A 24,727-nucleotide genomic window follows, 5' to 3' on the forward strand; every position below is an offset into this window, starting at 1 on the left:
CCCGCATAGGAGTAGGCTTTCGGACATATGGGTACACAGCAGGAAACCGTGCTAAGCAAGGGTTATACCATAAATGGGAGTTTACGTATGATGCCGCACGAAACGTGTATGTGTGTCCGCAAAAACAGGAATTGCCCTACCGGACAACCGACAGGAACGGCTACCGTCATTACGTGTCGGATTCGAAGGTCTGCTCCAGTTGTCCGATGCTTCAGAAATGCACACGATCCCGAAACCGCCGGAAGATCGTCACCCGGCACATTTGGGAGGCTAGCAAGGAGAATGTACGGGCAAACCGGCTGAGCAAATCCGGAAAACGCTTGTACCGCAAACGAAAAGAAACGATTGAGCGAAGCTTCGCGGATGCTAAACAGCTCCATGGGTTTCGCTATTGCCGTTTGCGGGGGCTGCGGAATGTGACGGAGCAAGCGCTCATGACCGCAGCGGTGCAGAACATGAAAAAGATCGCCTTCCATCTGGAGCGGAAGGCGAAGGAGGCCTGACTCCATCTCTGCCCCAAAAAAACTCGTTCAAAACACGAAAGAAACCCAACGTCTTAACAAAACGTGGGGTTTCTCGTCAATCTGGGAGGGCTTACGCCCTCCAATGAAATTTCAGTTCTCTACTCTACATTGAACGTTAACTAATCGGAATTAAGCCAAGTATAAAGATTCAATTAAAACGAAAACCGGTTAATTTTTCGACGGTATCCTTGAGCATCATGAAGACATCTCCATCCGTCAATTTATTAGGGTTGGCTATGAGTGCAACGGTCGATTTGTTAACAAATCCCTTGCTTAATAATTCGGTCTGTGCGTTTTCCGGGGTCGTCTGAAGCCCTATGCCTAAGGCAATCGTATAGCTCGCTTGCTGCAAGGTCAACGCTTGCTTCGCTGGTTCATTCACATTTTTTAGAGCTTCAGAAGGGTTTCCTTCAAAAAATGGTTTATATTTTTTCTTTATGATATTCAGTTCATTCACAATACGCTGCATATTGGAAGGGTTGTCCAGTTTAAACGCCTCGTTATGATACGAGCCTACAGCCAGCCCCATGTATACAGCGGCTTTCAGACCCTCATATTGGTTATGCTTCATAAAGCTCATCTTTTCGGCCGTATAGGGCTTGAGGTCCATGCCTTGATCGTTAAGCGACTTCTGGAGCTCGGCAATCAGCGTTTTCGATTCTGCCATTGCTCGAAAAGTAATTCCATTTTTGATAGCTAACTTGGCGGCAGCACCGGCTGCTTGACCCTCAGCCATACCGACCGGAATGACACGTGCGCTGCCATGTGCGAGCGTATCGTAGCTGGCCGATCTTCCCACGACGAGAATCCCGTCCACATTGTTCGGAACGATACTACGGAACGGCACCGCATATTTCAACGGATCCACGACGACAGACCCGTTGTCATTTGGGGAAATTCGTTGAATATCCGCAGGGTAAGATCCGAAGGCGATGCGATCCCACTGATCCCGGTTCTCCAGTAAATCGATGACAGTTAAACGATATAAGCCATTCAGATGGCGTGTCTCGCGAACATATAATTCAGGAGCAATTCCACTGAGTTCAACGTTTTTGAATTCCTCGAATTTTTTCAAGAAATTAATGACATGCGGGATTTCTTTGTTTGCAATATCCATTCCTTCTTTGACGGATTGAGGATTCAAGCCGTCAATTCCGAAGATCTGCAAGGCGTTGATCAGAATCGTCCCGTCTAGCTGCCTTCCAATGTTGAGACCGCGCATTTTCACGCGCTCTTTGTTAAGCGGTTCGTATTCCTTCATTTCTTTACCGTAGCCCCATGCGGACATTTTACTGACACCGGTATTGCTGTCCCCGTCTCCATTTAACCGTTTGGCGATCAAACTCCAGGCCTTATCGTCGATATTATTTAAACGGAATACCGCGGTGACGGCCATCCGGGAGGCTGCATCACCCAGATCCTCACGCCCGATTGTAAACGAGGCTCCGGAAGCGGCTGCCACATCGGCGTCTTGAGTAGCGTCAATAACGGCTTTTGCTTGCACTTTTTGCTTCGTTCCGTCCGGTAAGCCGACAGTGAGGCCTTGGACTCCTACGTTAGCCCCATCCTTTTGGACAATCGGTTCTATGGAGGAAGCTGTCATATACAGATCAATATGCTTCTCGGCTTTAACCAATTCGTAAAAAGCATTGGCTCCCGTCGTCACATCAAAGGAATGGCCTTCCGTTTTGTTGTACCATTCCGTGAAAATTCCTTTGTTATAATAATCCTGCTCTTGTCCCGGCAGCTTCGCGGATGTTTTATCCCAATTCATGTCGATGCTGTTCAACCAACCGACCGTCATCAGTCCGCCCAGGACCGCACGGTTCCGGCTGTCGATCAGCAGTGTCTGCAGCCCGTTGCGCGCCGCGGAGACTGCTGCTGCAATTCCCTCGGGGTCTGTACCGACGACAACTACGTCATAGCTTTCTTTCAACTTGTCCACGGATTGTACAACCTGGGGCTCGCGCTTCACATTCTCTGTCGGCGAGACAAGAACTCCTCCGTCGCCGTTTTTCGATGAGTTCATATACCATCCTATCCCCAGTCCAAGCAATACTATGAATATCGCTCCCGCTATAAACCGAACTCTTTTTTTGAACAATATGAACACCTCTGCCTATATGATTTTTGTACACAGCAGGATTGGTACTTCATTAATCTCTGCCGTCGTCCCAGTATAAACGATAAATGTTAATGTTCTTTATGCAGGCGCTTAGCGGTCGCTTAATAGATTCTTAATAAAAATTAAGAAATGCCGCAAACACAAAAAAAGACCGATTATCGGTCTTCCTGTGATCCGGGAGATATATTCTCATATAGGGGAAGTCTGGTTGCAAAGGCCGTTTCCTTGCGGCTGCTCCGCACCGAAATCAAACCGCCATGGATCTCGATAATGCTTTTCGAGATCGCTAGCCCAAGCCCGGTTCCGCCGGTTTGTGAAGATCTTGATTTGTCGGTTCGATAAAATCGTTCGAAAATATATGGTATATCGCGCTCGGGAATAGGGTCGCCATAGTTGACGATTTCCACGACAGCCTCGTCGTCAACTTTGCTGATGCGGATATCGATATATTTGCCGGTGCTTCCGTAACGAATCGCGTTGGAAATCATGTTTTCGTACGCGCGCATTAATTGGTGGCCGTCAGCAAGCACATACAAGCTATCGTTCGGGGCAGACAATCGGCATGCCATGTTTGCTTTTTTTAACTGGGGAGTAAATTCCTCCGCCAATTGCTTCAGGAAGCCCAGAATGTTTACTTTTTTCATTTGAAACTGAATGCCTTGCCCGCTTAGCGACGTATACTCGAAGAGGTGATCGATCAGCTTTTTTAAGATTTTCGTTTTTTCATAGGCGATGTTTATATAATACCTTAGCTCCACCTCATCTTTATAACGATCGGTCTCAATCAGCTCCAAGTAACCGAGAATCGAGGTGAGCGGAGTGCGCAGATCATGGGATACCCCTGTGATCAGTTCGTTTTTAGTTTTTTCGGCATTTCGCTCTTCTTCAATCGACTTCCGCAGTTGTTGGGTCATATGATTAAAATGTTCCGCCAAGACCCCCAATTCGTCCGAGGATTTGGTCGTAATTTCATATGATAAATTGCCTTGAGATATCTCTTGCAGCCCCCGCGTGATCTCCTCCAAATACGAAAAAACTTTACTGCTGAGCACAAAAAAATAGACAAGAAAAAGCACACAGCCGGAAATAATCATGATCGGCGTGGAGCCAATATGATTGACGACCCAGCGCATCGGCGTAGAGAACGGCCATACAAAAACAAGCTTCAAGCATAGACGATAACCGATATATTCGGTGATGGCAGTTAGTGCAATGCTGAGCAGGAACAGCAATATAAATTTCCAGCGCATCGTATTGATGAATTTTATTTTCACGTCCAATCTCCAATCCGTACTTATGATATTGCAGACTACTCAATTGTGTAGCCTATTCCCCATACGGTTTTGATGTACTGAGGGGCGCTTGGATCTTTTTCGAGCTTTTCCCGAATTTTACGAATATGAACCATAACTGTATTATTAGATTCGTAGAATGGCTCGTTCCACACGGATTCGTAGATTTGCTCCATACTTAGCACGCTGCCGCGGTGTTGGGCAAGCACCTGCAAAATAGCGAATTCACGCGGCGTCAGCTTAACCTGGTTGTGACCGACAAACACTTTGTGCGTCTTCAAATTTATAAGGAGATCATCGATCACAAGCTCGCTATCATCCTTTGCTTGATTCGCATGGAACTGCTTGAATCGGCGAAGCTGCGATTTGACCCGGGCAACAATTTCCAGAGGACTGAATGGTTTAACCACATAGTCGTCCGCTCCAATGCTTAATCCCGTAATTTTATCGATCTCTTGGCCTTTAGCGGAAAGCATGATAATCGGCATTTGCTTTTCCTCGCGGATTTTCATACAAGCTTGAATCCCGTCCATTCGCGGCATCATGACATCAAGGATGATTAAGTCGACCGTATTCGTTTGCAAAATGTCCAATGCCTCGATTCCGTCACTTGCCGTACATACATGAAATCCTTCATTTTTTAAATAAATTTCCAGAAGATTGGTGATTTCCTTCTCGTCATCAACCAGTAGTATAGTGGCTCCAAACATAAAATCGTCTTCCTTTATCTGAAATTTAAGCGCTCATGCCATTATCATACATGAATAACGCGAAAAGCAAGCCGCTGTGATGGCGGCCCTTTTATTTTGTTTGAACAATGGGCCCATTATCCCAGCCATACCCTTCGATTATCAGATATCAGGATACGGAGTAATTTCGCCCTAGCTCGTAAGCTTGAGCCAGCAGCTTCTCCCGAGTTTCCGGGTTTGGATCCAAGGTGTTATACAAAATTTCAACTCTGCTATTCAAAATTCCGCAGTAACTGGCTATTGCGACATTCAGCTGCTGGTTCATCATGTTCTCGTATTGTCGCTTCGCCATGTCTTCCTTCGAATCTGCCGCTAGGCCAAGCCAAAGTACTTGTTTATGAGGCAGTTTATTTGAACCGTATGCAAAACCATTGTTCCAAACCCGGTCAATATATCCTTTGAGCATAGCCGGTAAACTGTACCACCAAACCGGGAAAATATAGGCGAGAGCCTCGTGTTTCTTCATGCGTTCCATTTCTGTCTCAACTTCAGGCGAATACCGCTTATGATCAGATGACCAATCCGGCTCATCCGCTTCCCCAAGCACAGGATTAAATCCGCTGCGGTGCAGATCCAGCACTTCCGTTTCATGGCCTCCGTTTAGGAGCCCTTGCGTGAATCGGTCTGCAACAGAAAAGGTTAAGGAATTCACCCTTGGGTGTGAGACAACGGTCAGTACTTTCACGTCATATCACCTTCCATTCTACATTTTTAACAACCGCATATGGTACAAATTGAATTATGCCGTATAATAAAAAACATGGAAAGAACGCACTTTTTTGTTCTTATAGAACCAAAGAGTGCTATAGGTACTGAGAGGTAACTATTACATGTGTTAAAGGACTGTGACCAATGAAGGAGCAAACGACCCAAGTCCATAATATCCCTGCCGAAGCGACATTGGAGGTCATTGGCGGGAAGTGGAAGCTGTTGATTTTATGTTATTTAAACTGCGGCCCCATGAGATCGAGCGAATTCAGAAAGGAAATCCCCGATATATCCCAAAAAATTTTAACTCAGCAGCTTCGGGAGTTGGAGGAAGACGGCATCATCACCCGGACCGTATATAATCAAGTGCCTCCGAAAGTTGTCTACGAATTGAGTGAATTAGGGAAATCCTTGAAGCTCATATTAGATCAATTGGGCGAGTGGGGCGAATATTATATCAGAGCCCGTAAAAGCAAGGAAGCGGAATGAGCTTTAGGGCAAGGCTTCGATTCCCCCAGGCTCCACCAAACGCACAGATGCGGCACGCCAGCTTCCGGCGTGTTTTCTTTTTGTTTGGCGGAGCAATGAAATAAATCGTTATTTTCCGAGCAAAGGGTGTTGATTAATCAGCTACTCTGTGTTACTTTATAGTGGTAGTTAGTAATACTGCATACCTGTTATACAGAATAGTAAAGGGTGATTGTATTGGAAGACCTGACGGAAATGCTCAAAGGTGTGCTCGAGGGCTGCGTGCTTGAAATTATTAGCCGCGAAGAAACGTATGGCTATGAAATTACACGGCGGTTGAACGCCTTCGGCTTCACGGATGTTGTTGAGGGAACGGTGTACACCATTCTGATCCGGCTTGAAAAAAGTAAGCTAGTAGAAACGACCAAAAAGCCCTCCGACATGGGGCCGCCGCGAAAGTTTTTTACGCTCAATGATGCGGGACGTGAGGAGCTGCGGAGATTTTGGGAGAAGTGGGAGTTCGTTTCATCAAAAATTAACGAATTGAAGGAGTGGAAATCATGAATTTTTGGGAAAAAATCACAGGCAGCGACATGACTAAAGCGATGAAAGCTTTCGAGGTGCGAGCCCAAAAACTGCCGGCTGATTATCAAGCGGCATGGGAAAAAATCAAAGTCAATCTTTGGTCGCATTCAGATTTTACCGGACGCAACCTCATGCCAATTCTTGACGGTGTCCTCGGGCTGCTCGAAGAAACGGCGGCGGACGGCCAGAGTGTCCAAGAGGTTTTGGGCGATGATATCAAAGGCTTCTGTTCAGCGCTGGCCAGCGAAGAAGGGGCAAAGTCTTTACGTGACAAGTGGCGCCAGCAGCTCAATACGACTATCGCTAAAAAATTAGGCAAATAGGAGGATAAAAAATGAGAATCCAGGATATCAAAATGAAATTCCAAGATATCATCGAAGGCAAAAAAGAGTGGAGAGCGCACATGGCTCGTGTCAAAGCGCTTCCTCAAGATTATCAGATTGTTTATAAAGAGATTCAAAAATATCTCTTTAAGGTTTGCCCGGTTGAGCTGACCGAGGGGACGGGGGTGCTGTCGGGAATAATCGATCTTTTTGAAGAGGGCGCTGCCTCGGGGAAAGGCGTGCTCGAAGTGACGGGCCGGGACGTAGCGGCCTTCTGCGACGGTCTGATCACAGATTCTAAAACCTACATTGACATCTATCAGGAGTCTGTTGATGAAGAAGTTAACAAGGCCATGAAAAAGGCTATGGATAAAACCAAGTAAAAGGAGGATACCGGGATGGAGAAAGCCATTCAAGTGAAAGGTCTGCGAAAGTCATACAAGGACAAGGAAGTCCTGAAGGGCGTCGATTTTGAAGTGAGGCGGGGGGAGATTTTCTCTCTGCTTGGCTCCAACGGCGCCGGCAAGACGACGATCATCAGAATCCTCGCCACGCTGCTCAAACAGGAAAGCGGAACCGCTGCCGTCAACGGCTTCGACGTTGCGGCAAAGCCCGACCAGGTGAGACAATCGATTAGTCTGACGGGGCAGTTTGCCGCGGTGGATGAGATGTTGACCGGGCGGGAAAATCTGATCATGATTGCCAGGCTGCGGCATCTTCATCATCCTCGTCAAATTGCGGACGATTTATTGAAACGATTCGGTTTAACTGACGCCGCCGACCGCAAGGCGTCCACGTATTCGGGCGGGATGCGCCGCAGGCTTGACATCGCCATGAGTCTTATAGGAAAACCGCAGCTTATCTTCCTCGACGAGCCCACCACCGGGCTTGACCCCGAGGCACGCATGGAGACGTGGAGAATTGTCAAGGAGCTTGCCGACGGCGGCACGACGGTATTTCTGACTACGCAGTATTTGGAAGAGGCAGAGCAGCTGGCCGATCGCATTGCCATTTTGCATGAGGGCAGGATTATTGCCAATGGCACGCTGGAGGAACTGAGAAAACTGTTCCCGCCTGCAAAAATGGAATATGTGGAGAAACAACCGACCTTGGAGGAGATCTTCCTCGCAATCATCGGGAAAAAGGAGGCCGTATAAATGGAAACTGTAAAAAGTCATTTTTTCAGCGACATGAGCGTTATGCTTGGACGTTCCATCCGACATATATTGCGAAGCATGGATACCATCATCACCGTTTGCATGACTCCGATTGCCATGATGCTGCTGTTCGTGTATGTGTTTGGCGGCTCTATCCAGACAGGCACAGATAACTATGTGAACTATCTGTTGCCCGGTATTCTGCTGATCGCGATTGCAAGCGGTATAGCTTACACGGCTTACCGGCTGTTTCTGGATAAGCAGCGGGGCATCATTGAGCGGTTCCACTCCATGCCGATTGCGCGTTCCGCCGTGCTGTGGGGGCATGTGCTGACCTCGGTCGTATCCAATGTCATTTCGCTTGTCGTCATCATTCTCGTAGCGCTCCTTATGGGCTTTCGCTCATCGGCGGGGATACTGTCTTGGCTTGCCGTAGCCGGCATACTCGTGTTGTTTACGCTCGCTTTAACCTGGATCGCCGTGATTCCCGGACTGACCGCAAAATCGGTGGAGGGCGCAAGCGCGTTTTCTTATCCGCTGATCTTCCTGCCGTTTATCAGTTCAGCGTTTGTGCCGACCGAAACGATGCCGTCTGTCGTACGCGTTTTTGCCGAAAACCAACCGGTCACGTCGATCGTTGAATCCATCCGTGCGCTGCTGGCCGGCCAACCCGTGGGAAACGACATTTGGATCGCTCTCGCGTGGTGTGTCGGGGTCATGCTCGTAGCTTATATGTTTGCGATGAGGGCGTATAAAAAGCGGGTCTGAGGCTCCCTCCGGGGAAAGGTAGCCCTTTAGGGCGCGTTGGTAGCCGTGTAGTGGTGTGGCTCAAATTTGTAGTAACCCCTATGGGTTTTCTGACGCTCGGGCACTGTATAAAAAATCAAAAAACGCCTTGACATTGAAGTCAACTCAAATGCTATTCTGAATTCATGGAAAAACAATATTCTATACAAGAGGTTTCGCAGTTGCTGGGGATGTCCAAGGATACGCTTCGGTATTATGACCGGATTGGGGTCGTCTCCCCGTTCCGGGAAGACAATGGGTACCGCAGGTATTCGAAGAACGATCTCATAAACTTGATGAATATTCAGATTATGCAGTATGCGGATTTTTCCCTTGACGAAATCAGGGGGAAATTCAGTTTCCCAAGATCGGAAAATATCGATCCTGCTTACTGCGAAGAAGTTGCGGCGTTCATCGATGCCAAAAACGCAGAAACACGCAAGAAGATTGACCGTCTGGAAAAGGTCAGTCGGCTGCTAAGCTTAGCGGCTGAAACGTTAAAAGACTTTAATAACGAAAGCGACCAACGGTTGGCAGAATTCGTCCGTGAGCTTTATCAGGATATTCGAAATAATGAACCGGCAATTTCCAGGGAGGGCTGTTCTGAGCATGAAGATTAGAAATTTTTATTATCTGATTGCAGGCGTTCTTGCGATGCTGTTTGCCGCCACACATGCTTGGAATGGGCAATCCGCTGTGCTGCCGGCCCTTAACATGAAGACGATATCCATGGAAACACAGACGATATTCACGTATGTTTGGCACATTATCACAGCGGAAAATCTAGTCTTCGGCATCGCATTTATTTTTATGTCATTCCAAAGTGAGCGATCAAGGACCTGGCTTGCCGCATGGATGATCGCGGCGATCCTGATCGTCCGCCTGTTGGTTATACTTGGCGTAACGGCATGGCTTGACGCCGCTTCACTTGCGAATACGTTTATAGATTCGATTGCCATAGTCATCTATGTCGCTTTGATCACACTGGGCACATGGAAGAAAAGACAGTCCGGTCGTCAGCAGCTGCAGTAACGGCAATGTCTTAGGATCAAAGTTGGAAGCTACATTTTCGCCTCGCCGCCCAGCAAGGCTGCTGCCAGCTGCGTCCGGTTTTTCAGGCCGAACTTTGCCAGCATAGCATTCACATGCTTCTTAACCGCTGCCTCACTGATATAAAGAGAGGCAGCAATCTCTCTATTCGTGCATCCTGCCAATAGAAGCTGAGCCACATCGTTTTCTCGCTTCGTCAGCTCATGCCGAGGGATCGTCAGATCAATCGGCTGGGCTTTTTGCGGCAGCGGAAGCTGCTTGGCGTCATCCCTCTCCGTTCCGATCATTCGCTTCACATAGGCTCTTAGATTGTCGTTCCGCGTATCCAGCCAATAGGTGGATGCCGGTTTCGGCAACCCGTAGTCATTATGATCCGCACCTTGAATTTTTTTGAAGCCGAATCCCGACATCGCCTGGTCGTAATAGTCGAGCGGAGGAGGTGAAGTGACGATCAGATTGCCCGCCAACACATATTCGAATAGATGAGCGACGATGTCCGAGCGGGTTTGGTCATTTTCCAGATCCTCTACATCCACGCTCAGTAAGTACCAGGCCTTGCCCTGCGCCGCAGCCGCAGACAACTGCCGCTGCTGATCCTCAGAGATCGACTGGAACAACGCCCTTGAAACCGCGGCGGAGGCCAGATAATCCCATGTTTCCGAATTCACGGCCACGACGGTGAATACGCCGATTACACGTCCCGCGACGTTGCGCAGCAATTGAACGGACCGATTACCGTCTGACATGCTGAGCACATCGGGCCAGTTCACGGCCGCCAATCTGAGCAGGCTTTCTTCGGGCGTAAAAGAGAAGCGGTATAGCTCCTGCGATTCCGGGTCGGAACAGATGACATGCCATGCCCGGGGGCGTTTTTTCCGTTCTATAAGATATGTCTCAAGTTCCTGCGAATTTTGTTCATTTAGCGGTTCGCGATAATTCGGCGAGGCATGCGTATGGCGGTAGTGCGCCCTCAGGATCGGGTTACCGGTATAATGAAGCAGCTCGGCAAGCTCTTTCGAAATGTTCTTTCCTTGTGCGATGCCGTCTTCCAATTTTTTCTCGGCGAAGGCAACTGCGATTCGGTTATACTGTTCGAATTGTTCCGGCATGCGTTCACGGAATGTTCGGCGCATAGCTTCCCAAACCATGTCGTGCAGCCGCCATCCGCCCGACGAACGGCTTACGAAGGAGAGCTTGATCAAATGATCAAAGGCGCCGGGGCTGATCGGCTTCCCGATTAACTCCTCCAGCAGCTCTTGCTGGAAGGTTCGTACTGCGGAGGATGCCAATAACAGTCGCCGGAGCTCATCATCCGGCGCTTCCAGCAGCCAACGGTCCAGCAGCCAACGGTCCAGCATGGCTTCAATCGGCTCTTGCCCGGCTGAGGCAGAGAAATCCGGCGTTTCCGTCAGCTCTCCGGGTGCGGGAGCAAGCAGGGAAACAGCGATCGGATGGCCTAACGTGCGAAGCCAAACCGCATCGATAGCCTCCTCATCGGTAACTCCCCCATTCAGCAAATACTGCCGGATATCCTCGTAGGTTAGCGCAGAAAGCGGCAACCGCACGATCAGATTTTTCCAGGCCGAATACCTCCAAAGTCCCTCCAGCGGATAACGTCCTGCCACAACGATAAGAATATTCGTGGGCAAGCGAGGAAAATAAAAGGTACGCATCCAGTAGTCGAGGGAGCCTGCTTCCTCGTATCCGTCAATCAGCAGCACGACCTTCTTGTCCTCGGTCAATCGGCTAAGCTCCAGAATACTTTGATTGGCTGCCGCCTCGTTGTTATGGTTCGTGGTCATGCCTATTCCATGCAGGACAGCACGCTCAAACGCTGCGGTATCACCGTTTATTTCCTGCAGATCAACCTGTATAGGAATGGCGTTCAGTTCTTCGGCTATCAAGGCAAAATGAGCCAGCAAATACGTTTTGCCGATGCCGGCCGTGCCGAACACATTGAGAATCCGTTCTGTCCGATCAGACAGATGATTGACAAACTGCTGAAAAAGCCCCGTCTCAAACGAACGCCCGACGAACTGGTCGAACATCAGATTGTTCAATCGCTGACCGATCGTTTGCCGCATAGCAGCGTCCCCCCACTTGTCCTCAACATTTTTATCTAAAAGTATACCTCCAACGTAAACGAAAGGATAGCCTCAATCCGCTCTTCCTGTAGTACCGTTAAAGAACGGGAAGACAAGGAGGTTATTAAAAATGAAATTCATATCGGAAACAACGCTTGCCCCTCTACCAGGAAGAGGGGAAATACTTTCAGGTTCGGAGATTTTGCTGCGTTCTTTGCTTGCGGAAGGCGTTGAATGCGTCTTCGGCTATCCTGGCGGAGCGGTATTGTATATTTATGATGCGATGCATGACAATCCGGATTTCCATCATTTGCTGACACGCCACGAGCAGGGGGCCATTCATGCTGCCGATGGATACGCTCGCTCCACAGGCAAAACAGGAGTTGTCATGGCGACGTCCGGACCTGGCGCTGCCAATCTGGTAACCGGTATCGCAACGGCCTATATGGACTCTGTGCCGCTTGTCGTCATAACCGGAAATGTCTCGTCTGACCTGATCGGAACCGATTCGTTTCAGGAGGTTGATATCATCGGGATTACTCAGCCGATAATTAAGCACAGCTACCTGGTCCGGCATGCTTCCGAGCTTGCCCGAACGATTAAAGAGGCGTTTCATATTGCCTCAACCGGACGTAAAGGTCCCGTTCTCATCGATATTCCTAAAGACGTAAGTGCCGCCGTTACGGAATTCATATTGCCCGATCAAGCTTTTGTGCCGGGTTATACGGCTGAGCTTGAAGCGCGGGCTAAGGTCGATCAAGACGCGATAGAGCGGCTTGTTTCAGCTTTAAAGGACAGTAAGAAGCCGTTGCTGCTAGCAGGCGGGGGCGTCATTCAGGCTGACGGCAGCGAGGAGCTGCTTGATTTTATAGAGCGCACGGGAACGCCGGTGACAACCACGTTGCTTGGTCTGGGAGTCGTACCGGCGGATCATGAATTATGGCTGGGCATGCCCGGCATGCATGGCACTTACGCGGCGAACCAGGCTCTGCTGCAATGCGATCTTCTAATCGCCGTCGGAGTCCGCTTTGACGATCGGGTCACCATGAAGCTGGACAGCTTTGCACCGAACGCCAAGGTGGCGCATATCGACATAGATGCGGCTGAAATCGGCAAGCTGGTACGTCCCTCAATCCCCATAACAGGTGATGCCAGGGTGGCCTTGGGACAACTGAACCGCAGTATTTCCTCCGGTCATATGGAGAAAAAAGAATGGACGGCCGCGCTTCGGAAATTAAAAACGGACTACAGGCTCCGGTTCAAGTCCTCCGATAAAGAGCTGAAGCCTCAATATGTCATTGAGATGATCTCTCGAACGACGAAGGGAGAAGCGATCATTACAACCGATGTTGGGCAGCATCAAATGTGGACGGCGCAGTATTACCAGTTTCGGAAGCCTCGTTCCCTGATTACATCAGGAGGATTGGGGACGATGGGCTTCGGCTTTCCTTCAGCGATCGGAGCGCAGATCGGCAATCCCGACACTACCGTCATCTCTGTAAATGGCGACGGAGGAATACAGATGTGTTCCCAGGAGCTTGCCATCTGCTCCATACACCATATTCCCGTGAAAATCGTCATTCTCAACAACCAAACCCTTGGCATGATTCGCCAATGGCAGGAACTGATTTACGAAGGGCGATATAGCCATATCGATTTATCCGGCAGCCCGGATTTTGTGAAGCTTGCCGAAGCTTATGGGGTCAAGGGTCTCAGGGCCGAAACTCCGGCGGAAGCCGAGCGTGTGTGGCAAGAAGCGTTGACGACGAAGGGGCCTGTGCTGATCGATTTTGTCATTTCCCGTGACGAGCTTGTCTACCCGATGATCCCGCAGGGGAAGGGATTGCAGGATATTATTCTAGGACCTGATATTGGAGGAGAAGCAGATGAAACAAAGAAGACTGCTGTCGGTTTTGGTGAATGATACGCCGGGTGTGCTTCAGAGAGTGGCTGGTTTATTTTCACGGAGAAGCTACAACATTGAAAGTATTACCGTCGGCACCTGCGAACAGGAAGGGCTGTCCCGTATGATCGTGGCCGCCCGTGGGGATGATGGACAATTTCAACAAATAAGCAGCCAGTTAAACAAATTGATCGATGTCTTGCAAGTCGTCCAACTGCAGGATAGACCTGTCGTGAGCCGCGAACTTATGCTGGTAAAGCTCAAAATGGAGCCCTCCAGACGTTCGGAGATTCAAAGCCTGACGGAAACGTTCCGCTGCTCCGTTATCGATGTAAGCCCAAGTACGATGGTTGTGCAAATCGTGGGTGATCCGGAAAAAAACGATGCCTTTCTTCAGCTGCTGCAGCCGTACGGCATTGTTGAGATAACTCGTACGGGCGAAACAGCCATGAACCGGGGATAGCTTGATTTCAGCTGTACAAGTCCGATATAGCGGATTTGTACAGCCTTCTCTTTAATCTGCGCGAATTCCTCCAAAAGCATTTTCCACGATATGTTTAACATAAGCATCATCCAGATGATCACCGATTACTAGCAATTTATAAAAAATCGGTCCGTAGATAAGGTCAATGCTTACTTCGATATCGAGATTTTTCTTCAACTCTCCTCTTTGAACTCCCCGTTCCACAATCTGCTTGGCCTCGACCCGGCGAGGATGAAAGTACCTTGTCCGGTAGGCTTCTGCCAGTCCCGGATCGAATTGCCCTTCGCCGATCAGCTCCTTAATGATTTCACCCTCGCGACTAGTCAAAAACCGCGCTAAATCAGTGGCATGAACAAGTATGTCATTAAATACCGAGCCCGTGTCGGGCAGTGACAGCCTTGCCGAGGCAGCGGAGAGGAAGCCGTCCATCACGACGGCTGCTTTGTTGGGCCACCACTTATAAATAGTGGCTTTACTAACCCCGGCACGCTCGGCAATTTTTTCTACAGTGACTGCTCCAAAGCCATTTTCCAGCAATAACTCATAGGAGGCAGAAAGGATGGACTTCTGAGTTTCAACATTACGCGGACGCCCTCTTTTCGCATTCATCGGAATCTCCCCTTTACGTTAAAAACTATACGTTCATTATACAAAATAACCAACAGAAAGGAAAAGTTATGCCGCCCATTTACAAAACTGAACGTTTAGTATATGATATAATCAATTAATGAACTAAACGTACATTATTTTAAATGAGGAGGATTACAATGAAACCGAAACAAGCCGCCCCCGATAAACCCGTTTCAAGCTGGATTATGTTTCTGCTAGCGTCCGCCTGCGGACTGATCGTTGCCAATCTTTATTATGCACAGCCCTTATTAGGGCCGATCAGCGCCGCTATGGGTCTTTCCTCCGCAGCAGCAGGACTAATTGTCACTTTAACTCAAGTCGGTTATGTTGCAGGCCTGTTGTTTATCGTACCGCTCAGTGACATCATTGAAAATCGCCGCCTGGCGGCCGTATCGCTAATGGTGGTTGCAGGAGCATTGCTTACAGCGGCATTCGCTCCCAATACGCCGTTGTTCCTGACCGCGTCTCTGTTTATTGGACTGGGGTCCGTAGCGGCTCAAATACTGGTTCCCTATGCTGCCTATCTGTCATCCGAAGAGCAGCGAGGCCGCGTAGTTGGAAACGTGATGAGCGGACTTTTGCTCGGTATTATGTTTGCCCGGCCGGTGGCAAGCTTGATCACCAGCTTATGGGGCTGGCGAGCCATATTTGTTTTGTCGGCGGCTGTTATTATTTTATTGACGGTTCTGTTGTCTCGTATTCTCCCGGAACGCAAGCCTTCGCCTACGCTGACCTACAATAAATTAATGGTCTCTTTGGGCGCCCTTTTGAAACAATCGCCTGTACTGCGCCGCAGGGCCCTTTATCAAGCCAGTTTATTTGGGGCTTTCAGCCTCTTCTGGACTGTGGTTCCTTTGCGGCTGGCCGATGATTTCGGAATGTCGCAGCAAGGCATCGCTTTGTTTGCATTGGCAGGCGTGGGAGGAGCGGTAGCCGCGCCGATTGCCGGAAGACTGGCGGATAAAGGCTGGACCGGATTTTTGACCGGACTGGCCATGATGATTGCTGCCTTGTCCTTGCTGCTCACCTATGTTTACCAAGACAATTCTACAGTAGCTCTCGCTTTGCTCGTTCTTGCTGCCATTCTGCTGGATATGTCCGTATCGGGAAATCTTGTGCTGGGGCAAAGAGCGATTTACTCCTTGGGGAGCGAGGCAAGAGGCCGTCTGAATGGGCTGTTTATGTCCATTTTCTTCATCGGCGGAGCAATTGGTTCCTCTCTGGGCGGCTGGTCATACGACCAAGGCGGCTGGAGCTTCACAGCTCTGGTCGGAGCCGTTATGCCGCTTTTAGCTTTTATTTTCTTTCTTACTGAAAAACAATCTAAACCCGGCACGCCGAAGCTTCTGCAAAACAGAGTGAAGGGCACTAGGCATTTTAATTAGTAACAAGAGCGGAGCATTCCACATACGCTGAGGTATCAAAAAACCTTAACGGAGGAATGAAGATGAACGACTTCAGAAATCAGCTCCAAAACCTGGAGTTTTCCGACATGCAGGCGGGCCAGACGACGCCCTTTAACGCGCAGTATCAGCAAAATGCCGATCCTTCCCGCCTGTGTGTCGGATTTTGCGTTGGCGTTTGTTTTGTTCAATGTTTTAACTGCAATTGCAGTTGCAGTTGCAGTTGCAGCTGCAGTTGTAGTTGTAGCTGTAGTTGTAGCTGCAGCTGCTTCCGCTGCCACAATTGCGTGAATTGCCATAGCTGCGCACGCTGCCGCTAATAGCCGACGTTGACTGAAAGGCAGGGTCTCTGCACAAGCTCCGGCTTGCAGGGGCTCTTTCTTTTTTCAAATCAGGCATGAAGGACAAATTGCGTTACATAAAATGACAGAAACGGAATGACGCATATTGGAGATTAGGTAGCGAGGTGGTGCGGAATGGCGAGTGTGAAGTCTTCCATGCGTTTGAAAATAAATGACGACACCTTTTTTCTCCCGAATTCTGACGGCGGCGTCTATTTCCGGAACAATCGGGTGTCATTTCGCCTGGAGGGCAAGACGATTTATCAATGGATCGAAAAATTGCTGCCGATGTTCAACGGCGAATATTCGCTGGAAGAATTGACAGACGGCCTGACGGAGGCATACCGGGACCGGGTGTATGAAATTGCGGACCGGTTGTACCAGAACGGTTTCGTACGCGATGTGAGCCAGGATCGGCCTCATCAATTGCCGGCTGCTATACTTCAAAACTATGCTGCTCAATTGGCATATTTGGACAGTGTATCAGGCTCGGGCGCCTACCGCTTCCAAACCTATCGTCAAACCAAAGTGCTTGCGGTCGGTTCGGGCGCTTTTTTGAGCGCATTGGCGTCGGCGCTGTTTGAATCCGGATTACCCAGGTTTCACGTCCTCCTTACGACTTCCACGCCTCAGACCAGCAGGAGGCGGCTCGCAGAGCTTGCAGCCCATGCTTCTCGCACCGATCCGGAGGCGGCGTTAGAAGAAGTCGTCCTGTATAAGCGCGGTATGAGCGGATGGCAGGAGGCTATCGAGCCATTCGACGCGGTTCTGTATGTATCCGAGGAAGGAAATGTCGAGGAGCTTCGGGTACTGCATGCGGCATGCAAGGAAGCAGGCAAGATGCTGCTTCCTGCTCTATGCTGCCAGCAGGCGGGTTTGGCGGGTCCGCTTGTACATGGGGAGGATGAAGGGGATTGGGAATCGGCATGGCGTCGCATCCATCAAACTGCGCTGCAGAAGGACCCGGAGCAACATATTTTCTCCTCCACGGCAGGAGCGATGCTTGCGAATGTGCTTGTATTCGAATGTATGAAACGGTTCGCCGGGATAACCGAATCGGAAACGAATAGCAGAATGTTCCTGTTGGATCTTGAAACATTGGAAGGGAATTGGCATCCCTTCCTCCCTCATCCGCTTGTGACAGAAGGCACAGAGATCGAGGAGGTGCGGGATTTCGAGCAGCGGCTCCGCCCAAGCTCGGGGAACATCCGCTCCATCGCCGAATTATTCTCCTGTTTCAGCCGGTTGACTTCGGAAGTAACCGGTGTTTTCCATGTTTGGGATGAAGGCGACCTCAAGCAGCTTCCACTCTCCTTATGCCGCGTTCAGGCGGTCGACCCGTTGTCGGAAGGACCGGCCGGGCTGCTTCCGGACATCGTCTGCGCAGGTCTGACGCATCAGGAGGCGCGGCGGGAAGCGGGGCTGGCCGGAGTGGAGACGTACGCGCTGCGATTGGCCAGCATCTCGATGACAAGCTTTCCGGCAGCAGAGAATATGGGTGTCGGTGCGGGGGAATCGTTCGCGGAGGGCGTTTGCCGCGGGCTGCAAAAATGGTTGAACAAGGAGCTGGAGAGCCGCCAATCGAACGGAAAGCATGCAGCCGCTCGTGTGGAGGGAATTTCGATCGACGATGAACGCTGCCGTTATTTTTGGCAATCGCTGGCTGCGCTGCGGGGGGCTCCGGTTATCGGGCTGGGAGAAGAAATATCCGGTTTCCCTGTCATGTGGGTAGGCTCCCGCGGCCGCTGGTTTGGCAGCGCCGGCTTGAATCTGACATTGGCTTTGCGGGACGCGCTGCAGCAGGCTCTCCGTGATGTGCAGTATGAAACGGCCATCCCGTCTCCTCATCGTGCAGATGTTGCGTCCGTACAGCTGGAGGGAAATGTACCGCATCACGTCATGATTCCCAAGCAGGAAGAAGCGGAACATTCGAAGGCGTTGGAAGCCGCGCTGCAGGTGTTGAGACAGAACCGCAAACGGCCCGTCATCCTGGATTTGTCCATCGAGCCGTTCATGAAAGAGGAGTTGGCCGGCGTATATGGCGTATGGCTGGAGGAGGAGTCCCGATGAGCGCTATTGTGGCGGTAATCGGAAGCGGGCAGCTCTCGAACCTGGTTTGCAACGAGCTGCTTTCCGAATGCGAGATCGTTCGCCAACCCGATTTTCAGGCCGGAATACCGGAAGCGGTAAAGCTGGCATTGGTGCTGCATGATGCTTGGCATCCTGCGGTTCACCGCGAAGCCGAGACGGTGCTGCGGCAAGCTGGCGCGCCCTGGCTGCGCGGCTTCGTTGCTTGGGGCGAAGGGGTGGTCGGACCGTTAGTCCGCCCGGATGCGCAGGGCTGCTCCCAATGCGCCGATACGAGACGGCTCATGGCGGGACGCGACCGCAAGGAGATGTGGGAGCTGCAGCAGCAGCTCGCCTTGCAAGGGGAAAACAAGCGGGACGTGTGGGCATCGCGCACGGGACTTTTGCAGGTGGCCCATTTGCTGGCGGTGGAAGCAAGGAAGGTGATTCACGGGAACTCCGGTTCTTTGGAGGGACGTATTTTATTAATCAACATGAATACGCTGAACAGTTCTCGCCATTTTTTCCTGTCCGACCCGATGTGTCCGGTTTGCAGCCGGCTGCCTGACGATTCCAAGGAAGCGGCCCGCATTGCGCTTCAGCCAAACCCCAAGATCAGTGCGGACAGCTACCGCTGCCGTTCCATAGAGGAGCTGAAATCGTTTCTGGCCAAAGATTACCTGGATAGCCGGACCGGCTTTCTGAACGGGAAAATGCGCGATCTTATTTCACCCTTCGCCGATGCGAGCGTCAATTTGCCCTTGTTCGGGCAAGACGAAGCAACGGCAGGCCGCTCCCATTCCTATGCCGATAGCGAGCTGACGGCCATTTTGGAAAGCTTGGAGCGATATTGCGGCATGTCTCCGCGCGGCAAACGAACGGTAATCCGAGACAGCTACCGCAATCTGGAGGCAGATGCGATGAACCCGCTGCAAGTCGGGGTGCATGCCAAGGAGCATTATGAGCTTGAAGGCTTTCCCTTTCAACCGTTCGATCCCGATCGTCCGATGGATTGGGTATGGGGATACTCGTTTTTGCGCGAGCGCCCGATTCTCGTTCCGGAGCTGCTTTCCTATTACAGCATGAGCTGCGGACGAGGATTGGTGTTCGAAACCTCCAATGGCTGCGCGCTGGGCGGAAGCCTGGAGGAAGCGATTTTTTACGGCATGCTGGAAGCGGTGGAGCGGGATTCGTTCCTGATGACTTGGTACGCGGAGCTGCCGCTGCCGCGCCTCGATCCTTATTCCGTGAACGATCCGGAATTGCATCTGATGATCGGCCGCCTTCAAGCGGTTGCGGGATTCGACGTCCATCTGTACAACTCTACGATGGAGCATGGTATTCCAAGCGTATGGGCGATTGCCAAAAACAATAAAAAGCGGGGAATCAATCTCCTCTGCGCGGCCGGTGCCCATCCCGATCCGGTGCGGGCGGTGAAAAGCGCGATCCACGAATTGGCCGGCATGCTGCTCTCATTCGAAGAGAAGTTCGAGACGAATCGCGCGGAATATGAACGCATGCTCCAAGATCCATATCAGGTCAGGCATATGGAAGATCACTCGATGCTGTACGGATTGCCGCAAGCGGAAGAGCGCCTTCGTTTTTTGCTGGATGAAAACCGTCCGTTGAAAACATTTGCGGAGGAGTTCGGGCCGAAGGCGCGCCATGCCGATCTAACCGATGATTTGACTGATCTGATACAGGCTTTGCGCAAGGTAAACCTTGATGTGATTGTTGTGGATCAGACCACGCCGGAGATCGCGCGCAATGGTCTGTACTGTGTCAAGGTGCTCATTCCCGGACTGCTGCCGATGACGTTTGGCTATCACTTTACACGGTTGACAGGGCTGGAGCGGGTGCTCCGAGTGCCGGCGGAGCTTGGGTATCGCGAAACGACACTTACGCCCCAGCAGCTCAATCCCCATCCGCATCCGTTTCCGTGAAGCCGCTGCCGGGAGGGAGCAAGATGAGTCTGGAAGCCTTTTTGCACAGTCTGCATTATGAAACGGATAGAGCCAGACCGCCGGATTGGGAAGTGGATTGGGAGGATGCGCCGCTTAAAGTGAAAATGTACCGGGGACTGCCGGCAGTTCCGCTTTCTCCGGAAGTGCCTCTGACGCTCGAGAGAGGGAGAATGCCCGAGAAACCGGGCCTAAGCAGCGTCGGCCATATGCTTTGGTACGTATACGGGTTTACACAAATGTGCCAGTCGAGTCCCGCCCCGGGCTCCGCAGCGCAAACAACCGGCTCAATGCAGTGGTGCCGGCGGTTCGTTCCGTCCGGCGGAGCCTTATATCCGAACGAGATATACGTCTATTTGCACACGGGGGATGCGCCGGCAGGCGTATATCATTACGATGCGGCCCATCATCGTTTGGTGCTGCTGCGGGAAGGCAATTTCGCTCCGTACGTTTCCAGGGCGCTTGGCGGCCGTTATGATGTTTCCGCCAGCTTCGGCACTGTTTTTGTGTCGACCGTATTTTGGAAAAACTTTTACAAGTATAATAACTTTTCCTACCGCCTTCAGGGGCTGGACGCCGGGGTGCTGACCGGGCAGCTGCTGGAAGTGGCGAATCGGTTCGGATTCACAGCCGATGTCCATTATCAGTTTCTTGACAGGGCTGTTAACCATCTGCTCGGGTTATCTGAACAGGAAGAAAGTGTTTATGCGGTCATTCCGCTGTCGGCGGAGCCTGCGGTCAGACGGTCCGATCAAAGCAACGACAGGGAAGGGAATGTCTCTGCCGAAGAATTGTGCCGGATGCTGCCGGCGGTCCGGCACAGCGCTTACCTCCGATCAAGGAGGATCAAGGATTACCCGATGCTGGTCAAAATGAATGAAGCGTCCTTTCAGGAGGCTTCGCATTCGTTTAGGGAGATCGGAGGAGGCAGTGATCTCGGTTATGGAGGGCGGGCGTTCGCTTTGCCATACGTAACAAGCCTATGCTACGATTTGGCAGCAGTCAGCCGGGAGCGCCGTTCACCGGACATGGATTTCGTTTACCGGGAGGTAAACCTTCTGCAGCTGGCCGCCCTGCTGCAGGAGGCTGCGGCTTCCTTCCGCTATCGGAACGATTTGGACGGAGCGGATGAAACGCTTGTGTCCCGCGTTTCCCTTTATGTCTGCTTGTACGGCGTTGCGGGCATTCCGGACGGCGCTTACCGTTATGACAGCGCAGGGCATCTGCTGCAGCAAATACGTCCGGGAGACCACCGGGCATGGCTTCAGCATGGGATGTCGCTGCATAATGTCAATCTGTTTCAAGTGCCAATCTGCTTGCATGTGGCGGGAGATCGGGATCATCTGCTGCCGCAGCTCGGGTATCGGGGATATCGGATCAGACAGATGGAAACGGGGATTCTTGTCCAGCGGATCCTGCTCGCGGCATCCGCGCTCGGGATGGGCGGGCATCCGCTTCTAGGGTTCGATACGCAGATAGGCGACGAAATTTACGAATTGACGCTGCGCGGGAAAATGAGTCTGATCCAAATTCCGATCGGTCCGTACCGCCAGCGCGCCTGGTTGAAGGGAAGCTTGCATGGCTAACGTTTGTACAGCCAGGCGATGCTTCTCCGGTTCAAAAGAAATTTCGCGAGCCCGAGCAGGAAACTGCCCGGGCTTTTAATCTGTTTTATTGGACCCATGGAACAATCTCGAATACAGTGCCCAGGTTAGAATCGGCCACTTTCATAGAGCCGTAAACCCCCAAATAAAGCCGGGATTGACTCAAGTTAGTTCCCAATCCAACATAATAAGCGGCTTGAGAGCCGAAATCGTAATCCGTTTCAATTATAGTATAATCATTTGGTTTGCACTCCGTTTTGATCCTGGTATAAGCCAAAACTCCTCTAACAGGCGAATTTGCTTGCTTCCGAGCAAGGTCCGTAAACACGACGCTCCCCGTTAAGTCAGGGATTCCGTTGCCGCTATACGGCTGAACGCCTGTCAGTGCCGTTCCTCCGAACTTGCCTGGTCGGGGATCTTTATGATAATAACTGGTTAAAGGCTGCAGACGCAGCACTGAAGTTTGCAGCGCCTCATCGTAATAGGCCATGTAATTCTTGTTCAACATCGAGTTTGCCGAACATTCTCTCGGCACGGATGTAGGCAAAGCGCCTTCCCACCCTCGCCAGCCCAAGTTAATAAGCTCTTCTTGGGCAAGCTCAAGCCCCGTCTTGGAAGCTTGAACAACTTGAGTAACCGGTATAGGTTTATAATGAACGAATGAAAAGACGGATTCCACCAGATCTTGACCGACATTTCCTACGTATTTCACATATTGATTAGTGAACTTTTGATAGGAAATGCCCGTTGTATTTCGTACTCCTCTGGCGATGACCGTAAGTGTTTCCTGAATAGGCACGGACAGCTCATGAAACCGCGTAACGACGGAGGGATTATCTGCAGATGTATTCATGCCTACATCAATTTCAATGATTTTACCTGCAAGCTCCATCATGTTTTGGCTTAAATTAAACGGGTCATAGGCTGATCCGCCATCTCCCGTCGTCAAAACCAGCTTTCCTGTTTCAGGTGAAAAGTTTAAGCTGTTGACGCCATTATGATTTAAAAAGGGCCTTCTCAAATTGAGGAGTGTACGACGCCTATGAGGCTGACCGTTCGCTGGCAGAATCCATTCTTCGACGGTATCGATATGGTCATATTGTTTCTCCCTATTTGTCCACTTCAGGTTTAAAGTGCCGGGATCACACGGGTTAGGTTTAAAAGCTTCGGAAAAAGCTGTGGGACCCTGGGTTCCGGCTGCGGAGTAATGGAGGTAGAACAACCCGTTATAGTAAAATTGGGGGTGAAAGGCTAGACCTAACAGTCCTCGTTCGTCGTATCCGCCGCTGGAGCCGCCTAGTTTTAAGACCCGTGAACGAATATCGGCAAATGTTCCAATAACTCCGTGTCTGATGTAAAAGATTTCGCCGACCTGAGTCGCAACAATTATGCTTTCGATCGAATCCCCCGGAAAGATAGTTGTCTTTATAACGGTAGGCATATTTATCCTGCTGACAATAGGCTGCAGACGAACTTTAACTTTTTTCAACTGCATGTCCCTCCCGGTTTCCATTATCTTTATTAACGTATGCCGGGGAGTTTTGACTTAAACCTCTTTATTTACTTGGCTCGGTGCCGATTTCGAGCAAATGGCCGGTTCTTGCTCTCCATACGCTGGAGGAGTTGACGCATATTTGAACATGACATACTGTCGTCATATTGGGGGTGTTAAAATAAATCAAGACCATGCAAAGGGGAGATCAGATTATGAGCAAGAAGATCGATTACAAGAAAGATTTTAAACCTCTTTATTTACCGAAAACGTCGCCGGAAATTGTGGAAGTGCCGAGGATGCCGTTTTTTATGGTCAGTGGTTCCGGTGACCCTAACGGCGCGGAATTTGCCGCAGCGGTAGAGGCTTTGTACAGTTTGAGTTACGCCGTAAGAATGTCTTACAAAAGTGACGATGTGCCGCCAGGGTACTACGAATATACGGTTTTTCCGCTTGAAGGCGTGTGGGACTTGCTTGACCTGACCAAGCCTGCGACAGACAAAACAAATTTGAAGTATACGATTATGATCCGCCAGCCGGATTTTTTGACAGCCCCATGGTTTGAGCGGTTTCTCGAACAAACGAAAAAGAAAAAACCTAATCCGTTTCTCGAAAAGGTCCGGTTTGAGGACGTGGAGGAAGGGACATGCTGCCAAATGATGCATCTCGGAAGCTTTGAGAATGAACCGGCAAGCTTCGCTCGAATGGAAGCGTTTTGTGCGGAGAATGGGTATAGCCGCAGCAGCAAAATTCATCGGGAGATTTATTTGTCAAATCCTCGAAAGACTGTACCGGAAAAGCTGAAAACAGTGTTAAGATTTTTTGTGCGGCAATCGGTATGATAAAATGGTGGCGATTGGCAGACCTCGTGAATAACAATTAGGAGGCAACTATGATCAAGGAAACTGACGGGCTTTCGGGTTTTGTGCAAACCGAAGAGCTGCTGCCATTTTGAGGAGGATTGGAACGATGATGATTGAGGCTGTAGATG

The 24,727-nt window shown here is 50.5% G+C and carries 23 protein-coding genes and 1 pseudogene; 16 read left to right on the forward strand and 8 right to left on the reverse strand.

Going from position 1 to position 24,727, the window contains the following annotated elements; all coding sequences use genetic code 11:
• Positions 1-56 precede the first annotated feature (56 nt).
• Positions 57-503, forward strand: a pseudogene (locus BLR08_RS01800) (transposase); the annotation flags it as partial.
• Positions 504-672: 169 nt separating this feature from the next.
• Here BLR08_RS01800 and BLR08_RS01805 read toward each other — a convergent pair.
• From BLR08_RS01805 to BLR08_RS01820, 4 genes are all read right to left on the reverse strand, one after another.
• Positions 673-2,469: an FAD-dependent oxidoreductase gene (locus tag BLR08_RS01805; protein ID WP_256257370.1), complete on the reverse strand. Its 1,797-nt coding sequence runs from the start codon at positions 2,467-2,469 to the stop codon at positions 673-675.
• Between the two features lie 335 nt (positions 2,470-2,804).
• Positions 2,805-3,923, reverse strand: a complete 1,119-nt coding sequence (locus tag BLR08_RS01810; RefSeq protein WP_072327858.1) for a HAMP domain-containing sensor histidine kinase — start codon at positions 3,921-3,923, stop codon at positions 2,805-2,807.
• 35 nt (positions 3,924-3,958) lie between these two features.
• Positions 3,959-4,651, reverse strand: coding sequence for a response regulator transcription factor (locus tag BLR08_RS01815; RefSeq protein WP_072327860.1), 693 nt, complete (start codon positions 4,649-4,651; stop codon positions 3,959-3,961).
• A gap of 148 nt (positions 4,652-4,799) precedes the next feature.
• Entirely contained in the window at positions 4,800-5,375 is a 576-nt protein-coding gene (locus tag BLR08_RS01820) for an NAD(P)H oxidoreductase (RefSeq protein WP_072327862.1), read from the reverse strand.
• Positions 5,376-5,542: 167 nt separating this feature from the next.
• Between BLR08_RS01820 and BLR08_RS01825 the strand changes: the two genes are divergently transcribed.
• The 8 genes from BLR08_RS01825 to BLR08_RS01860 all read left to right on the forward strand — a co-directional run bounded on the left by BLR08_RS01825 (position 5,543) and on the right by BLR08_RS01860 (position 9,749).
• On the forward strand, positions 5,543-5,887 hold the full coding sequence (locus BLR08_RS01825; protein WP_072327864.1) for a winged helix-turn-helix transcriptional regulator: 345 nt from the start codon (positions 5,543-5,545) through the stop codon (positions 5,885-5,887).
• A gap of 216 nt (positions 5,888-6,103) precedes the next feature.
• Positions 6,104-6,430 (forward strand): PadR family transcriptional regulator, encoded by a 327-nt coding sequence (locus BLR08_RS01830; protein WP_218131556.1) that lies wholly within the window; start codon positions 6,104-6,106, stop codon positions 6,428-6,430.
• A complete protein-coding gene (locus BLR08_RS01835) occupies positions 6,427-6,774 on the forward strand; it encodes a DUF1048 domain-containing protein (RefSeq protein ID WP_072327866.1) in 348 nt (115 codons plus the stop codon). Before BLR08_RS01830 ends, BLR08_RS01835 begins: the two co-directional genes overlap by 4 nt.
• 32 nt (positions 6,775-6,806) lie before the next feature.
• On the forward strand, positions 6,807-7,157 hold the full coding sequence (locus BLR08_RS01840; protein WP_072328351.1) for a DUF1048 domain-containing protein: 351 nt from the start codon (positions 6,807-6,809) through the stop codon (positions 7,155-7,157).
• Between the two features lie 15 nt (positions 7,158-7,172).
• Complete coding sequence (locus tag BLR08_RS01845; protein WP_072327868.1) at positions 7,173-7,931, forward strand: ABC transporter ATP-binding protein; 759 nt, start codon at positions 7,173-7,175, stop codon at positions 7,929-7,931.
• The gene (locus BLR08_RS01850; protein WP_072327870.1) at positions 7,932-8,699 is read left to right on the forward strand and encodes an ABC transporter permease; all 768 of its coding nucleotides are present in this window, start codon (positions 7,932-7,934) and stop codon (positions 8,697-8,699) included. It begins immediately after the preceding gene.
• 164 nt (positions 8,700-8,863) lie between these two features.
• A complete protein-coding gene (locus tag BLR08_RS01855; RefSeq protein ID WP_072327871.1) occupies positions 8,864-9,337 on the forward strand; it encodes a MerR family transcriptional regulator in 474 nt (157 codons plus the stop codon).
• Positions 9,327-9,749, forward strand: coding sequence for a hypothetical protein (locus BLR08_RS01860; protein WP_256257372.1), 423 nt, complete (start codon positions 9,327-9,329; stop codon positions 9,747-9,749). Before BLR08_RS01855 ends, BLR08_RS01860 begins: the two co-directional genes overlap by 11 nt.
• Before the next feature lie 29 nt (positions 9,750-9,778).
• Here BLR08_RS01860 and BLR08_RS01865 read toward each other — a convergent pair whose 3' ends face one another.
• Positions 9,779-11,851 carry a helix-turn-helix domain-containing protein gene (locus BLR08_RS01865; protein WP_072327874.1) on the reverse strand — a complete coding sequence of 691 codons (2,073 nt, stop codon included), beginning with the start codon at positions 11,849-11,851 and terminating at the stop codon, positions 9,779-9,781.
• Between the two features lie 130 nt (positions 11,852-11,981).
• On the opposite strand from BLR08_RS01865, the gene ilvB reads away from it, so the two are divergent.
• Both ilvB and ilvN read left to right on the forward strand, forming a co-directional pair.
• Positions 11,982-13,775 (forward strand): biosynthetic-type acetolactate synthase large subunit, encoded by a 1,794-nt coding sequence (gene ilvB / locus BLR08_RS01870; RefSeq protein ID WP_072327876.1) that lies wholly within the window; start codon positions 11,982-11,984, stop codon positions 13,773-13,775.
• Positions 13,738-14,217 (forward strand): acetolactate synthase small subunit, encoded by a 480-nt coding sequence (gene ilvN, locus BLR08_RS01875; protein WP_072327878.1) that lies wholly within the window; start codon positions 13,738-13,740, stop codon positions 14,215-14,217. The genes ilvB and ilvN overlap by 38 nt, the downstream gene beginning before the upstream one ends.
• Positions 14,218-14,268: 51 nt before the next feature.
• Here ilvN and BLR08_RS01880 read toward each other — a convergent pair whose 3' ends face one another.
• Complete coding sequence (locus tag BLR08_RS01880) at positions 14,269-14,847, reverse strand: TetR/AcrR family transcriptional regulator (protein WP_072327880.1); 579 nt, start codon at positions 14,845-14,847, stop codon at positions 14,269-14,271.
• 158 nt (positions 14,848-15,005) lie between these two features.
• Between BLR08_RS01880 and BLR08_RS01885 the strand changes: the two genes are divergently transcribed.
• A complete protein-coding gene (locus tag BLR08_RS01885) occupies positions 15,006-16,253 on the forward strand; it encodes an MFS transporter (RefSeq protein ID WP_072327882.1) in 1,248 nt (415 codons plus the stop codon).
• A gap of 35 nt (positions 16,254-16,288) precedes the next feature.
• Here the strand turns inward: BLR08_RS01885 and BLR08_RS30945 are convergent, their stop codons facing one another.
• A complete protein-coding gene (locus BLR08_RS30945; RefSeq protein WP_176835390.1) occupies positions 16,289-16,570 on the reverse strand; it encodes a hypothetical protein in 282 nt (93 codons plus the stop codon).
• Between the two features lie 177 nt (positions 16,571-16,747).
• Here BLR08_RS30945 and BLR08_RS01895 point away from each other — a divergent pair, with 177 nt between their 5' ends.
• The 3 genes from BLR08_RS01895 to BLR08_RS01905 are packed head-to-tail and all read left to right on the forward strand — an operon-like array spanning position 16,748 to position 22,226.
• A complete protein-coding gene (locus tag BLR08_RS01895) occupies positions 16,748-18,682 on the forward strand; it encodes a putative thiazole-containing bacteriocin maturation protein (RefSeq protein WP_072327885.1) in 1,935 nt (644 codons plus the stop codon).
• Positions 18,679-20,622: a TOMM precursor leader peptide-binding protein gene (locus BLR08_RS01900; protein ID WP_072327887.1), complete on the forward strand. Its 1,944-nt coding sequence runs from the start codon at positions 18,679-18,681 to the stop codon at positions 20,620-20,622. The genes BLR08_RS01895 and BLR08_RS01900 overlap by 4 nt, the downstream gene beginning before the upstream one ends.
• A 23-nt stretch (positions 20,623-20,645) precedes the next feature.
• On the forward strand, positions 20,646-22,226 hold the full coding sequence (locus tag BLR08_RS01905; RefSeq protein ID WP_072327889.1) for a SagB family peptide dehydrogenase: 1,581 nt from the start codon (positions 20,646-20,648) through the stop codon (positions 22,224-22,226).
• Positions 22,227-22,311: 85 nt separating this feature from the next.
• On the opposite strand, the gene BLR08_RS01910 is transcribed toward BLR08_RS01905, so the two are convergent.
• Positions 22,312-23,733 carry a PQQ-dependent sugar dehydrogenase gene (locus tag BLR08_RS01910; RefSeq protein ID WP_072328352.1) on the reverse strand — a complete coding sequence of 474 codons (1,422 nt, stop codon included), beginning with the start codon at positions 23,731-23,733 and terminating at the stop codon, positions 22,312-22,314.
• A 218-nt stretch (positions 23,734-23,951) separates the two neighbouring features.
• Here BLR08_RS01910 and BLR08_RS01915 point away from each other — a divergent pair, with 218 nt between their 5' ends.
• Entirely contained in the window at positions 23,952-24,578 is a 627-nt protein-coding gene (locus BLR08_RS01915; protein ID WP_072327890.1) for a GyrI-like domain-containing protein, read from the forward strand.
• Positions 24,579-24,727: the final 149 nt, after the last annotated feature.

Source organism: Paenibacillus sp. cl123 (assembly GCF_900101595.1).
GTDB lineage: Bacteria > Bacillota > Bacilli > Paenibacillales > NBRC-103111 > Paenibacillus_G.

Bases quoted from the DNA above. Each gene is read 5' to 3' on its own strand.
- BLR08_RS01840 (WP_072328351.1), top strand. From the start codon at position 6,807: ATGAAATTCCAAGATATCATCGAAGGCAAAAAAGAGTGGAGAGCGCAC.
- BLR08_RS01825 (WP_072327864.1), top strand. From the start codon at position 5,543: ATGAAGGAGCAAACGACCCAAGTCCATAATATCCCTGCCGAAGCGACA.
- BLR08_RS01905 (WP_072327889.1), top strand. From the start codon at position 20,646: ATGAGTCTGGAAGCCTTTTTGCACAGTCTGCATTATGAAACGGATAGA.
- BLR08_RS01845 (WP_072327868.1), top strand. From the start codon at position 7,173: ATGGAGAAAGCCATTCAAGTGAAAGGTCTGCGAAAGTCATACAAGGAC.
- BLR08_RS01885 (WP_072327882.1), top strand. From the start codon at position 15,006: ATGAAACCGAAACAAGCCGCCCCCGATAAACCCGTTTCAAGCTGGATT.
- ilvB (WP_072327876.1), top strand. From the start codon at position 11,982: ATGAAATTCATATCGGAAACAACGCTTGCCCCTCTACCAGGAAGAGGG.
- BLR08_RS01855 (WP_072327871.1), top strand. From the start codon at position 8,864: ATGGAAAAACAATATTCTATACAAGAGGTTTCGCAGTTGCTGGGGATG.
- BLR08_RS01900 (WP_072327887.1), top strand. From the start codon at position 18,679: ATGAGCGCTATTGTGGCGGTAATCGGAAGCGGGCAGCTCTCGAACCTG.
- BLR08_RS01880 (WP_072327880.1), bottom strand. From the start codon at position 14,847: ATGAATGCGAAAAGAGGGCGTCCGCGTAATGTTGAAACTCAGAAGTCC.
- BLR08_RS01860 (WP_256257372.1), top strand. From the start codon at position 9,327: ATGAAGATTAGAAATTTTTATTATCTGATTGCAGGCGTTCTTGCGATG.
- BLR08_RS01915 (WP_072327890.1), top strand. From the start codon at position 23,952: ATGAGCAAGAAGATCGATTACAAGAAAGATTTTAAACCTCTTTATTTA.
- BLR08_RS01850 (WP_072327870.1), top strand. From the start codon at position 7,932: ATGGAAACTGTAAAAAGTCATTTTTTCAGCGACATGAGCGTTATGCTT.
- BLR08_RS30945 (WP_176835390.1), bottom strand. From the start codon at position 16,570: ATGGCAATTCACGCAATTGTGGCAGCGGAAGCAGCTGCAGCTACAACT.
- ilvN (WP_072327878.1), top strand. From the start codon at position 13,738: ATGAAACAAAGAAGACTGCTGTCGGTTTTGGTGAATGATACGCCGGGT.
- BLR08_RS01895 (WP_072327885.1), top strand. From the start codon at position 16,748: ATGGCGAGTGTGAAGTCTTCCATGCGTTTGAAAATAAATGACGACACC.
- BLR08_RS01865 (WP_072327874.1), bottom strand. From the start codon at position 11,851: ATGCGGCAAACGATCGGTCAGCGATTGAACAATCTGATGTTCGACCAG.
- BLR08_RS01815 (WP_072327860.1), bottom strand. From the start codon at position 4,651: ATGTTTGGAGCCACTATACTACTGGTTGATGACGAGAAGGAAATCACC.
- BLR08_RS01835 (WP_072327866.1), top strand. From the start codon at position 6,427: ATGAATTTTTGGGAAAAAATCACAGGCAGCGACATGACTAAAGCGATG.